At 32.4% G+C, this 14,107-nt stretch carries 8 protein-coding genes and 1 tRNA gene; all 9 read left to right on the top strand.

Annotation, left to right across the window (positions count from 1 at the left end; translation table 11 throughout):
- Positions 1-4 precede the first annotated feature (4 nt).
- The 9 genes from Q1W72_RS15625 to Q1W72_RS15585 all read left to right on the top strand — a co-directional run bounded on the left by Q1W72_RS15625 (position 5) and on the right by Q1W72_RS15585 (position 14,104).
- Entirely contained in the window at positions 5-1,438 is a 1,434-nt protein-coding gene (locus Q1W72_RS15625; protein WP_099715176.1) for an LptF/LptG family permease, read from the top strand.
- Between the two features lie 8 nt (positions 1,439-1,446).
- Positions 1,447-2,580, top strand: a complete 1,134-nt coding sequence (gene ribB / locus Q1W72_RS15620; RefSeq protein WP_099715175.1) for a 3,4-dihydroxy-2-butanone-4-phosphate synthase — start codon at positions 1,447-1,449, stop codon at positions 2,578-2,580.
- 167 nt (positions 2,581-2,747) lie between these two features.
- Positions 2,748-2,835: transfer RNA gene (locus Q1W72_RS15615), tRNA-Ser, on the top strand.
- A gap of 270 nt (positions 2,836-3,105) precedes the next feature.
- Entirely contained in the window at positions 3,106-4,368 is a 1,263-nt protein-coding gene (locus Q1W72_RS15610) for a site-specific integrase (protein ID WP_302136296.1), read from the top strand.
- 380 nt (positions 4,369-4,748) lie between these two features.
- Complete coding sequence (locus Q1W72_RS15605) at positions 4,749-5,960, top strand: DUF4856 domain-containing protein (protein ID WP_302136294.1); 1,212 nt, start codon at positions 4,749-4,751, stop codon at positions 5,958-5,960.
- Between the two features lie 72 nt (positions 5,961-6,032).
- A complete protein-coding gene (locus Q1W72_RS15600; protein ID WP_302136292.1) occupies positions 6,033-7,148 on the top strand; it encodes an imelysin family protein in 1,116 nt (371 codons plus the stop codon).
- Between the two features lie 2 nt (positions 7,149-7,150).
- Positions 7,151-8,518: an HTTM domain-containing protein gene (locus Q1W72_RS15595; protein ID WP_302136291.1), complete on the top strand. Its 1,368-nt coding sequence runs from the start codon at positions 7,151-7,153 to the stop codon at positions 8,516-8,518.
- Complete coding sequence (locus Q1W72_RS15590; protein WP_302136290.1) at positions 8,457-10,934, top strand: TonB-dependent receptor; 2,478 nt, start codon at positions 8,457-8,459, stop codon at positions 10,932-10,934. The genes Q1W72_RS15595 and Q1W72_RS15590 overlap by 62 nt, the downstream gene beginning before the upstream one ends.
- Before the next feature lie 989 nt (positions 10,935-11,923).
- A complete protein-coding gene (locus Q1W72_RS15585; RefSeq protein ID WP_302136288.1) occupies positions 11,924-14,104 on the top strand; it encodes a TonB-dependent receptor in 2,181 nt (726 codons plus the stop codon).
- Positions 14,105-14,107 lie beyond the last annotated feature (3 nt).

The following is a 14,107-nucleotide window of genomic DNA, read 5'->3' as shown; positions in this document are numbered from 1 at the left end:
TTCGGTGAAAATTCTTGACAAATACTTATTAAAAACATTCTTGACTACATTTACTACGGTATTTGTAATCCTATTTTTCATTTTTATACTTCAAACCGTCTGGTTATTCATATCAGAATTGGCTGGAAAAGATTTAGATTTATTAATGATTATTAAATTCCTGGCATTTTCCATGCCTAGAATTGTACCATTGGTATTGCCTCTTTCTATACTATTGGCTTCCATAATGACCTTTGGTAATTTAGCTGAAAATTATGAATTCGCAGCGATGAAATCTTCTGGGATTTCGTTGCAAAGAGCCATGAGAAGTCTGACTGTATTCATCATTTTATTAAGTATTGTTGCCTTTTTCTTTTCGAATAATGTGATTCCGTATGCTGAATACAAATTCATCAATTTCAGAAAAAACATTGCGCAGGTAAAACCGGCATTGGCTATAGCCGAAGGTCAGTTTAACGATGTGGGTTTTTACAACATTAAGGTAAATAAAAAATCCGGTGAACAAGGCAATATTCTTACCGGTGTGACAATTCACAAAAAATCAAACATTGGTGACGGAAGTAAAACCGTAATCAAAGCTAAAGATGGTGAGTTAATCAGCAGTGAACAATCCAGTATTTTACAATTGGTGCTTAACGACGGATACTACTACGAGGATATTGTTCCTAAAAAGTATGAAGATCGCATTAAAATGCCTTTTGCCAAAAGCTCCTTTAAAAAACACATCATAAACATCGATTTATCTGAATTAAACAAGACCGATGTAACCGATGAAAGTGTGGCAAATACGAACACAATGCTTACTGTTAATGAATTAAAATACACTTTGGATTCATTGAACAAAAACATAAAAAATGACATTATTTCATTTTCTGAAAATAGCAACATGCGAGTTGGTATTCCTTTAAATAAAAAACTGGAGAAAGCACCAAAAAGAAAACCGCTTCCTAAAGATATTTTGTCTTTGTATACTTTAGAACAAAAATCGGATATTTTAAAAATAGCGGTCAGTAATCTTGCCAGCACAACCTACTCCATCGATACCACTAAAGCAGAACTAGACAACAAACAAAAAAATATCAATAAACATTTATTGGCTTTTTACGATAAATTTGTAATTGTATTTGCCTGTTTTCTAATGTTTTTCATTGGAGCACCATTAGGAGCAATCATCAGAAAAGGTGGTTTAGGACTTCCAATTGTTTTTGCAATTTTAATCTTTATTACATTTCACTTTATAAATACTTTTGGAAAAAGAATAGCACAGGAAAACGGAATGACTCCTTTTATGGGAGCTTGGTTATCCTCATTTATCCTGACTCCATTAGCGGTTTTATTAACATATAGAGCCACAAACGATATTGGATTAATAAATATGGACGTTATTCTGGCTCCATTCCAAAAAATAATTAAAAAAATACTACCATCACAAAATTAACAACACAAATGGTTACAAATAACATACAACTCAACACAATTGAAGAAGCGATAGAAGATATTCGCCAAGGAAAAATAATCATTGTTGTTGACGATGAGGACCGCGAAAATGAAGGAGATTTTTTGGCTGCAGCCGAAAAAGTGACACCAGAAATGATAAATTTCATGGCAACACACGGTAGAGGATTAATTTGCGCTCCACTGACAGAAAGCCGTTGTAAAGAATTGGGATTGCATGTAATGGTAAGCAACAATACGGATCCAATGGAAACCGCTTTTACTGTTTCGGTAGATTTAAGAGGCAATGGAGTAACTACAGGAATCTCTGCTGGAGACAGAGCAAAAACTATTTTATCATTAGTTGATTCTAAAACTAAACCACATGATTTAGCACGTCCGGGACATATATTCCCCCTTATTGCAAAACAAGGTGGTGTATTAAGAAGAACAGGACATACCGAAGCCGCTATAGATTTTGCTCGATTAGCTGGATTTAAATCAGCAGGTGTGATTGTAGAAATCATGAACGAAGATGGTTCGATGGCTCGTTTACCACAATTAGTAGAAGTGGCTAAAAAATTCGATTTGAAATTAGTGTCCATCGAAGCTTTAGTGGCCTATAGAATGCAACACGATAGTTTGATCGTTAAAAAAGAAGATTTTGACATTGAGACTCGTTTTGGTACTTTTAGACTAAGAGCATACCAACAAACGACTAATAAGCAAATACATATTGCTTTAACTAAAGGAACTTGGAATTTGGGTGAATCGATTTTAACCAGAATCAATTCGTCACAGGTGAATAATGATTTGTTAGGCACATTGACCAATAACGCAGACCAACAACTGGATGATATGTTTCAAGTAATAAACGAAGCCGGAAAAGGTGCTGTTATTTTCATCAATCAGGACATGCAATCCGTAAATTTATTGAATCGTATCGCTGAACTTAAATCATTACAAGCGCAAGGTGAAATGAAAGCGCCTAAAATTGTTATTGACAGCAAAGATTTTGGTATCGGAGCGCAAATATTACATGATATTGACATCTCAAAAATTAGATTAGTATCCAATACTGAAGGAACAAAACGGGTAGGAATGATTGGATATGGGCTAGAGATAACCGAATATGTAAAGTATTAACCCCATTCATTACTATTTTATAAAAATAAGTTTCATCTAAAGTAAAGAAAATGAAACCTTTAAAAATTAGCCCTGAAAATAGATGCTTTTTTTCTAAAAATAGATTTGCATAACCAAAAAAGGTTCTTATATTTGCACTCGCAATCAGATAATGAAAGCGACATACTGGAGAAATGGCAGAGCGGTCGAATGCGGCAGTCTTGAAAACTGTTGACTGTAACAGGTCCGGGGGTTCGAATCCCTCTTTCTCCGCCAGTACAAAAACAAATGGTATCAAAACCCCGTAAATCTTATGATTTACGGGGTTTTTGCTTTTACTACATATTCAAATTATTCATCTAATCTCATTCTTAACGAGACAAAATCGAGACCCTACAATTATTCTAAAACCAGGGTCTCGCTAAATCAACTTAAAAATTTCAAACAACCTGTTCAATGGCTAGTTTATCACTAGTCCACTATTTAAACATCTTGTTTGATATTCTTTAGAAATCTAAATTGAATAATAATTAAAAGGTCACCATTATGAAAACTAAAATCACATTGCACTTTTATGCGAAGAGCACAAAAGTTAATGCTGCAGGTCTACTCCCTATCTATGTAAGATTAACTGTTGATGGAAAGCGAATGGAGTTCAGTACCAAAAAATTTATAGATTCCGCTAAATGGTCATCTGAGATGTCAAAAATGAAAGGCAATACAGAGAATGCTCGTTCATTAAATGAATACCTTGATTTAATGAAATCAAAAATATTCGACATCCAAATGGAATTAATACACCGCAACGAACTCCTCACAATTGAAGTTTTTAAAAATAGACTTCTTGGCATCAAAGAACATCAACATATGCTTATCCCTATTTTCGGAGAACACAACCGGAAAGTAGAAGAGCTTTTGGGGCTCGAATACGCACCTGGAACACTAGAGCGATACAAAACCTCACTTAAGCACACGAAAGACTTCTTGCAGTGGAAATACAATATATCCGATATTGAAATCAATAAAATAGACCATCCTTTCATAACAGAATATGAATTCTATCTGAGAAGTGTCCGCAAATGCGCCAACAACACCGCAGTCAAATACATTAAAAACTTCAAAAAAATTATCAAAATCTGTATTTCAAATGGATGGCTAGATAAAGATCCATTTGCAAACTATAAATCAAAAATTCGTGAAGTAAAAAGAGATTATCTGACACAAGAAGAAGTTCAGGATATCTATTCTAAAGTATTTGTAACCGAAAGATTAAACCTGGTAAAAGATATTTTCGTTTTCAGTTGTTTCACTGGCCTTGCTTATATAGATGTCAAAAACTTAACGGTATCAAACATCAGTACGGGTATTGATGGCGGAAAATGGATATTCACCCATCGACAAAAAACAGAAACAGCTTCTCGCATTCCCCTCCTTCCTATTCCGGAAGAATTAATTCTGAAATATGCCAATCACCCACAATGCATAAATGAAGATAAACTGTTACCTATTTTGAGCAACCAAAAAATGAATAGCTACTTAAAGGAAATAGCAGACGTTTGCGGCATTAAAAAAGATTTAACCTTCCACATTGCCCGACATACTTTTGCAACGACTGTAACACTTACAAATGGTGTACCCATAGAAAGCGTAAGCAAAATGTTGGGACACAAAAGCATTAAAACCACACAACACTACGCTAAAATCTTAGATAAAAAAGTGAGCGAGGATATGGATTTATTAAAATCCAAATTGGGTAATTTTAAACAGGATAATAATGTTTCAAATGGAACTAATTCACGAAATGCATAAGTAAGCTCCTAATCATATAGAGGACTTTGAGAATCATAAGCCTAAATGTTACTCAACAGTCCTCATCGTTGGCGGTAAGCTTTATATTTTCTTTATTGCATTATAAATTCCTATTATGTAATTTCTAACCTCCTGTGATAATGTTTCTAATTCTTCAGACGCATTTTCGTCAATTTTACAAATATTACAAATCATTAAACAAGTGATATAAATACCTAGTTTAGTTATCGGGTTAACATATTCATCGGTAATTGGGACACCTCTTGTTTGTTAAAGAGTCAAATTTTATTTAGAATAAATTCAAATAAAAATTTGTTTATTCTAGTTTAGGTTTTATATTTGCAGAAAATTATTTTAATTCAATCTAAATAAACAACTACATGAAATTTAAAAATTTACTATTAGTAGGGATGCCTGTCCTTTTTTTATCTATAACTTCTTGTTCTAATGACGATACTCCAGTCGAGGAAACTCCTAATTATACCGTTCCTGAAACCTATGTTTTCGTGAATGCAAGTGGAGCAGCAACAGTAGATTTTTCAGGGCAATCGAGCCGATTGTTGATGCTTGATGAAATGAGTGCCTATGTGAAAACACAAGCAACCTCAAGCCTTGCGGTTGATAACGTAAAATTGCAATCGATGTACACCAATACGAACAGTGCGTTTGCAGGTGCAGGTCTAAATACTTCAGGGAAACAATTAAAAGACAAAACGGCTGCTTCAAAAGATTATTTTTCACTAAACCAAGGTGGTGGTTCTATAACAGAACAGACGGCTGTTAGAACTTATTTTGAAAGTACTTTTACTGATTTGAACTCAGCTAGTCAAGGTGCGAATGCAAGTGCCGGTGTTGCCGGAAAATATGGAACAGGTTCTTCCACTAGATATTTTAAAGCTAATGGTTTAGAACCAGTTCAAGTGTTTTTGAAAGGAATGATGGGAGCTACATTTTTAGATCAGGTAGTCAATAATTATTTGAGTTTAAACAAACTTGACGAATCGACTAATAAAGCAGATAACACCGCTAAAATTTTAGTAACCGGGAAGTCTTATACGGCAATGGAGCATAATTGGGATGAGGCTTATGGATATGTTTTTGGTGCTACTGGTGATAAATTCCTATCTGAATACATTACTAAAGTAAATGCTGATGTAGATTTTAACACGGTTAAAAATGATATATCATTGGCTTTTAGAAAAGGAAGAGCTGCTATAGTTGCAAATGACTACGCTTCTCGTGATGCTCAAATTAAAATCATCAAAGAAAAATTGGCTCTAGTGGTTGCTGTAAGATCTGTATTCTATATGCAAACTGGTAAAGCAAAATTGGTTACCGATAATGGCGCTGCTGCATTTCATGACCTTTCTGAAGGTTACGGTTTCATCATGTCTTTAAGATATACCAATAAACCGGGAACAAACAATCCATATTTTACAAAAGCAGAAGTAGATGCTATGTTGGCCTCTATGATAAGCGGAACAAATGGTTTGTGGGCTATCGATACTTTGGGAGCAAAATTAGATGCCATATCTACACAAATTGCAACAAAATTTGGGTTTACAGTTGCTCAAGCTGCAACAGTAAATTAATTCAGTAAAAAAAACAAAGCAAGAGAAATTAACCCTCTTGCTTTTTGTACTTTTGCGTAAATTTTTAAGAATATGAAAAAGACACTATTAATTTTAAGTTTTGTTGCCGTATTTGTAGCTTGCTCATCAAATGATGGTGAAAACAATACGGACGGGAATAATTATGATAGAACAGCGCTTTTAACCAACTGGGCTGATAATATCATTATTCCAAGTTATGTAAATTATCAAGCAAAGGTTCAAATATTGCTGTCTAATACCAACACTTTTGTTGCAACTCCAACTGAAGCAAATCTTCAAATTCTAAGAACTTCTTGGTTGGAAGCCTACAAGGCATATCAATATATATCGATGTATAATTTGGGTAAAGCAGAGGAAATTAATCTTAATATGGCTTCCAATACCTATCCGTCAAATGCAATTGGTATAGAATCAAATATTTCCTCTGGAACTTACAATCTGGCATTGTTGTCTCAACTTGACAAACAAGGTTTTCCAGCATTGGATTATTTGATAAATGGTTTGAGCACAAATGATGCATCAATTGTTGGTTTTTATACTACAAATACAAATGCTACAAATTACAAGCAGTACTTAACAGCTGTTGTGAACAAACTGAAAACAAATATTGATGCAGTCGTAACAGATTGGAATTCAGGATTTAGAAATAGCTATGTAGCTAATAACGGGACTTCGGTAAGTAGTTCAGTAAACAAAACAACAAATTTATTTGTAAAAAACTTTGAAAAAGACATTCGTACCGGTAAGTTAGGGATACCCGCAGGGATTTTTTCAAGCGGTGTCAAATATCCGGAAAAAGTTGAAGGGTATTATAAAAATGATATTTCAAAAGAGTTGTTGAATATTTCAATAAAAGCACAACAAGATTTTTTTAATGGAAAACATTTCAATAGTACAACAACTGGCGAAGGTCTAAAAACCTATTTAGATTTTTTAAATGCGATTAGAAATGGTCAAAAATTAAGCGATATTATAAACAATCAATTTGCAACTATTTATACAGTAAACTATACGCTTAACAACAGTTTTTCACAACAAGTAAATACTGATAATTCAAAAATGATTGCCGCTTATGATGCTTTACAGCAAAATGTAATCTACACAAAACTAGATATGATGCAAGCATTAAACATCACTATTGATTATGTAGATGGCGATGGCGATTAATTATGGGTTTTAGTACAACAAAATATCTAAATAAATATTCAGAGGCATCAACGCTAGCTTTTTTTAGGCTAGCGTTTGGCTTTATGATGGTTTTAAGTCTAATACGATTTGTGAGTTACGGTTGGATTGATAAATTTTATATCCAACCCCAATTTCACTTTACGTATTATGGCTTTGAGTGGGTAAAGCCATTAGGAATTTATACGTATTTATTGTTTTTTATTTCAGGATTAGCTGCTTTATTTGTCGCCATTGGATACAAATATAAATTATCGATCATTACCTTTTTCCTGAGCTTTACCTACATTGAATTTATGGATAAAACCACATACCTAAACCATTATTATTTTATTACGGTAGTGAGTTTTGTACTGATTTTTTTACCCGCAAATGCCTATTTTTCTGTTGATGCCTATAGAAATCCAAGAACTGCCTTTCAAAAAATCCCGAGTTGGAGCACTGATATTTTAAAACTTTTGTTAGCGGTTGTCTATTTTTATGCAGGCCTGGCTAAGCTCAATTCCGACTGGCTTTTTGAAGCTATGCCACTCAAAATCTGGTTACCCAATAACTCTAATTTACCCATAATTGGTTCTTTATTAAACGAGAACTGGGTGCATTATGCCTTTAGCTGGACAGGAATGATTTATGATTTAAGCATCCCTTTTTTATTACTTTATAAAAGAACTCGATTATTCGCCTTTGTTTTAGTGGTAGTATTTCATATTCTGACTAAAATTCTTTTCCCCATTGGTGTTTTTCCGTACATAATGATCGTAAGTTCATTACTCTTTTTTGATGCGGATTTTCATAAAAAGTGTTTACAAATTGTTTCAAAATTATTCAATTTCAGTATAACTGTTTTTGAGAACGGAAAAGAAAAAATTCAGAATTTCAATGGAATTTATAAAACTAAAATAGCCTTTTTAACCTGTTCTATAACTTTCCAATTATTGTTTCCTTTTCGATATGTATTGTATCCGGACGAATTATTTTGGACAGAAGAAGGATTTCGGTTTTCGTGGCGCGTGATGCTTATGGAAAAAGCCGGTTACACCCAATTTATTGTTACCGATGCGAAAACAAAAGAGAATGTAATGATAAATAACAGTCATTTTTTAACCACTTTTCAGGAAAAGCAAATGTCGTTTCAACCGGATTTTATTTTGGAATACGCACATTTTTTACATGATTATTACCAAAAGCAAGGCATTCATGACCCCGAAGTTAGAGTAGAAAGTTACGTCGCTCTCAACGGAAGGTTAAGCCAAAAATATATCAATCCAAAAATAAATCTAGCCAAAGAAAATGAAACATTCCACCACAAAACTTGGATATTACCTTTTAACGACGAAATTAAAGGATTTTAGTTGCATTCTATTTTTATTATTTACGATAAATAGTTTCTCCCAAAATAAAATTTCGGGAGTTATTACAGATGGGAATGGCAATAAAATACCGTTAGTTGAAGTATATAATAAAACTTCCGGGACTAAATATCTTTCTAACTCTAAAGGAGAGTTTTCAATAGAATCAGACAAATCGGGGAATTATGAACTTGTTTTTTACAAAGGAAACTATGCTGTTTTAGAAAAAACAGTTTCAACATCTGAAGAAAGCATTGTCATTGTTTTGGATAAAGTTACCAGCCTTTCGGAAGTAGTTATCAATAAACAAAAGGAAAAAATATTTGCACTCAATAAATTAAAAGACATTGATGAAACGGCCATTTATGCCGGAAAGAAAACAGAAGTAATCTCGTTAAACAAACTTACGGCAAACAAGGCAACCAATAATGCCCGTCAAATATTTGCACAAGTTGTGGGACTAACAATCAACGAAAGTTCCGATGGCGGTTTGCAGTTAAGTATTGGTGGACGAGGATTAGATCCAAACAGAACATCGAATTTTAATACCCGTCAAAACGGTTATGACATAAGTGCTGATGTTTTGGGTTATCCTGAAAGTTATTATGCCACACCCACCGAAGCATTAGAAGAAATACAAGTAGTTCGCGGCGCAGCATCTTTACAATACGGAACGCAATTTGGTGGATTAGTTAATTTTAAATTAAAAACACCCAGCAAAAAACCATTCGAATTTACGACAAGAAATACTATTGGGTCTTATGGATTGTTTACCAATTTTACTTCATTAAGCGGTACAAAAGATAAATTCAGCTACTATACCTTTTATAATTACAAGCAAGGAAATGGTTTTAGATCCAATTCTGAATTCGAGAGTAAAAACTATTTTGGGAATCTAAATTATCAATTCAACGATAAAACTTCCTTGCATTTGGACTACACTTATTTTGATTATTTAGCCCAACAAGCCGGCGGATTGACTGATGTGATGTTTAACGATAACCCTACACAAAGCAACAGAACCCGGAATTGGTTTGCAGTAAACTGGAATTTATTTGCTTTGCGATTGAAACATAAATTTAATGCTACTGCCGATTTTTCATTGCAATTATTTGGTTTAGATGCAAGCCGAAAAGCTGTTGGATATCGCTCAAATAGAGTTTCAAACCCTGATGTAGTAGGAACGGAAAGAGATTTAATAGTGGGTGCATTTGTCAATTGGGGAGCAGAAGCACGATTTTTAAAACGCTACAAAATAAAAGAAAATACCAGTGCTTTTTTAATTGGAACTAAATATTACCAATCTGAAAATTCTGGAATTCAAGGACCGGGAAGCTCCGGTAGTGATGCAAATTTTGATGTTGCTGATGCAGAATTCCCTTTTTATGCTAACCAATCCAATTATACGTATCCAAATTTAAACCTATCTGTTTTTGGAGAGAATATCTTTAAAATAACGCCTAACTTCTCTGTTACTCCAGGTTTCAGATTTGAAAAAATAAAAACACAAGCCGAAGGTTCTTATAGAAAAATAAATCTGGATTTAGCCGGAAATGTGATTTTAGACGAAACTAAGTTTGAGAATAATATAAAAGACCGAAACTTTGTTTTATTAGGAGTTGGATTAAGCTATAAACCACAAAACAGAATTGAATTTTATGGAAATGTTTCACAAAATTATCGCTCTGTAACTTTTAATGATATTCGAACCGTAAGTCCAAGTCAAGTTATAGATGAGGATATTACAGATGAAAAAGGCTATACTTCGGATATTGGAATTCGCGGGCAAATAGGCGACAAAGTAACTTTTGACGCAAGTGTTTACGGATTGTATTATGATGATAAAATTGGTGAATATGAAACCCGAAACCCCAATGGTTCAGCGGCAATTGTAAGGTTTAGGGACAATATAGGAACTGCTGTGACGTATGGTTTTGAAACGATGTTCGATTGGAGTTTAAATAAAACCTTTTTCAAACAAAACGACAACTTTGTTTGGAATGTATTCTCCAATATAGCTATTACCAATTCGGAATATTTAAAATCGGAAGCTCCGAATATTGAAGGGAACAAGGTCGAATTTGTACCGCTTTACAACATAAAAACAGGAACAGGAATTGGTTATAAAAACTTTATTTCGAGTGTACAATTTACTTATGTATCTTCTCAATTTACGGAAGCAAACAACAGTAAAACAGATTCAAGTGACAATACTTATGGCATTTTTGGGCAAATCCCAGCCTATTACGTAGCTGATTTCTCCACCTCCTACAAATGGCAAAACTGGAAATTGGAAGCTGGAATTACTAATTTCACAAACAATAGTTATTTTACAAGAAGAGCCACTGGTTATCCAGGTCCAGGAATCATTCCGTCAGATACTAGAACTTTTTATACTACTCTTGAATTTGTATTTTAATGTTTTTGAAATACTAAAAGTCTTATTTTTCATAATAAATTTACTGATAAAAATTAATAGTAAAAAAAAAACATATCGTAATGGATTCTTTAATAACAAGTTAAAAAAATAAGTTTAGAAGATCTTAAAAAAGATTCTTTTTAGTGTTTTATGCTGATTGCATTTCTATTGGATTTATTCTATAAAATGCATATTTTTTCAAATCAATAATCTTTTTGAGCTTATAATTCCACTGATATGATATTTAAATCAAGAACAAAAACAATTACGAATTTTTAGCTATAGTTTTCATTAAATCGTTTGTTGAATTTGCATAAATTAAATTGCTTTTTAATGAATGAATAATTTTTATGTCTTTTAGTTTTTGAAAGGTAAATCAATACTTTTTTCATTAGGGTTTTAATATTTTCAAATCCTCATTAGAGTACGGTTCGCTTATCAGCAAAGGTTTCTCACTTTTTCATTTTCATTACATTTTATAAAATACAAATCAGCTCGCTTTTTCATTCCTCGTGAACACCCTTAAAATTTCGCAGTAATACGGGATGATTAAATACTTTTTATTTTAATTAAACTCTTAATTATTGATTTTAAATAAATATAATTTATTTAAAAAAACACATTCAACTTTACAAAATACACTATTTAATTAGATTGTGATAAGTGTAATTATTGTACAATATTTTATAGATTCAGGCTGTTTCCAATACACAACTAATTTGTACATTTGCAAGGCAAGTACTAGTAAAAATAGTAAATTATTGGCGCACTATTGAATATTTTATATTGCTACTTTCTTTATAAGAGAGTAAATAAGTCTCTTTAATGTAGAAGAATTATTATATTATTAACAGGAATGATTTTTTTGAACCTTCAAAATTTTTTTAGTAATACTATAAATCTATGCATAAATGTAAAGAAGATATTTATATTATTTAAATTTGGGCAAAATTTAAAAAATGAGAGAGTTTAATAAAATAATACAACTAATGACAAAAAAAATATTAGCAATTGGACTCACTTTTACTATTTTAACCTCATCTGGTCAGACAAAAGACACTATAAAAGTGAACCAACTTTCGCCAGTCATTATTGAAGGATTATTAGCTAGAAGCACAATAACCAGACTTGAACCTATAGTAGGAACTTATATTTTTTCAGGAAAGAAAAACGAAGTTATTTCGCTTACTCAAATTGACGCGAACATCACAGATAAAACTGGAAGGCAGATATTTGCAAAAGTACCTGGAGTTTTTGTATATGATATGGATGGTACAGGAAATCAGATCAATATTTCTTCTAGAGGACTAGATCCTCACAGAGGCTGGGAATTCAACATCCGTAAAGATGGCATTTTAACAAATTCTGATATGTATGCTTATCCTGCTAGCCATTATAGTATTGCATTAGAAAGTACTGAGCGAATTGAATTAGTCAGAGGAACTGCTTCACTTCAATATGGAGCACAATTTGGAGGAATGCTCAATTATGTATCTAAAAAAGCTGACACAATTAAAAAATTTAATTTCGAAAGTTTCAATACAATTGGTTCGTTTAATTTATTAAGTTCTTATAATGCAATAAATGGTAAAATTGGTAGAATAAAGTATTACGCCTATTTCTTAAAAAAATCACGTGATGGTTATCGTAAAATAGAACATACAAATTATGATTCAGAAGGAATTACAATTACTTATGATCCTAATAAAAGCTTATCACTTCGTTTAGAATGGACAAGATCTAATTATGTTTATCGCATTCCTGGACCACTAACAGATGCTATGTTTGCAACAGACCCAAAGCAAGCGACCAGATCAAGAAATTATTTTAATCCAGATATTAATATCCCATCATTTACTTTAAATTACAAAATCAAAAACAATACAAAATTTCAATTTATTTCATCAGCTGTAATTGGTTTAAGAAATAGTGTTTTATTTGATAAACCTGCAAATGTAGATGATGCAATTAATCCTCTAACCCTTGATTATGCAAACAGACAAGTTGATATTGATCGTTTTAAAAGCTTTACCAACGAGTTAAGGGTACTTCAACGATATAAATTAGGAAATCAAATAAGTTCACTTGCTGCGGGTGTGCAATATATGAATAACGATTTACACAGAACACAATTAGGAAAAGGTACTACCGGAAGTGATTTTGACTTAACACTTGTTGATCCAAATTGGGGTAGAGATATTCATTTTAAAACGCAAAATATGGCGATTTTTGCTGAAAACAACTTTATAATTCTTAAAAATATTTCAATCAATGTTGGTACAAGAGTTGAAATTGGCGAAAGCAAAATGTCAGGAACGATAAACTATTATCCTGAAAATAAAATACCGGTTAGTATAAAACATAAATATCCTTTATTTGGAACAAGTTTTAGCTATAAGCCAACAAATTTCACAGATGTTTATGGCGGTTTTTCACAAGTATACAGACCTATGCTTTTCAAAGACATTGTTCCAAATTCTATGTATGAAAAAATAGATGAGAATATCAAAGATGCAAGAGGATATAATGCAGAATTAGGGTTCAGGGGAAATTGGAAATCTTTGAAGTGGGACATTACAGGTTTTTTACTTCGATACAATAATCGTTTTGGAACTTTGGCATTAACTGATGACGAAGGAGTTTTTTACACATATAGAACAAATATTGGAAATTCTTTGACTAAAGGAATTGAATTATTTGTTGAAAGAAACTGGGTTTTAAATAAAAAAATAGAAATTTCATTATTTACTTCAACTTCGTTTATGAATGGTCGTTACACAACAGGAAATGTTAAAACAGGAAATTCAAATGTAAATATTGAAGGCAACAAAATTGAAAGTGTACCAAACATTATTTCCAGAAATGGAATTACAGTTCATTATTGGAAAATAAGTTTGTCGGGACTCTATAGTTATACATCCACAAGTTTTGCCGATGCATTAAATACAGCTGTACCAACAGCAACCGGTGCAGTTGGTTTAGTTCCTTCATATGGAATATTTGATCTCAATTCAACGATAAGAATAAATTCCAAATTTGAAATTAAAGCAAGTTTGAATAATGTTTTTAATAAGCAATATTTCACTAAACGACCTTTATTTTATCCGGGTCCAGGGATATGGGCATCTGATGGAAGAAATGGATCAATTTCATTTGTGGTAAATATATAAGAT

It is taken from the genome of Flavobacterium sp. ZE23DGlu08, from assembly GCF_030505335.1.
Taxonomy (GTDB): Bacteria; Bacteroidota; Bacteroidia; order Flavobacteriales; family Flavobacteriaceae; genus Flavobacterium; species Flavobacterium algoritolerans.
Note: the sequence above shows the minus strand (reverse complement) of the source record. Positions and strands in the feature narration are given on the sequence as shown.

What these genes read in the sequence shown, in the direction of transcription:
- ribB (WP_099715175.1), top strand. Translation starts at nt 1,447, where the DNA reads ATGGTTACAAATAACATACAACTCAACACAATTGAAGAAGCGATAGAA.
- Q1W72_RS15610 (WP_302136296.1), top strand. Translation starts at nt 3,106, where the DNA reads ATGAAAACTAAAATCACATTGCACTTTTATGCGAAGAGCACAAAAGTT.
- Q1W72_RS15605 (WP_302136294.1), top strand. Translation starts at nt 4,749, where the DNA reads ATGAAATTTAAAAATTTACTATTAGTAGGGATGCCTGTCCTTTTTTTA.
- Q1W72_RS15600 (WP_302136292.1), top strand. Translation starts at nt 6,033, where the DNA reads ATGAAAAAGACACTATTAATTTTAAGTTTTGTTGCCGTATTTGTAGCT.
- Q1W72_RS15595 (WP_302136291.1), top strand. Translation starts at nt 7,151, where the DNA reads ATGGGTTTTAGTACAACAAAATATCTAAATAAATATTCAGAGGCATCA.
- Q1W72_RS15590 (WP_302136290.1), top strand. Translation starts at nt 8,457, where the DNA reads ATGAAACATTCCACCACAAAACTTGGATATTACCTTTTAACGACGAAA.
- Q1W72_RS15585 (WP_302136288.1), top strand. Translation starts at nt 11,924, where the DNA reads ATGACAAAAAAAATATTAGCAATTGGACTCACTTTTACTATTTTAACC.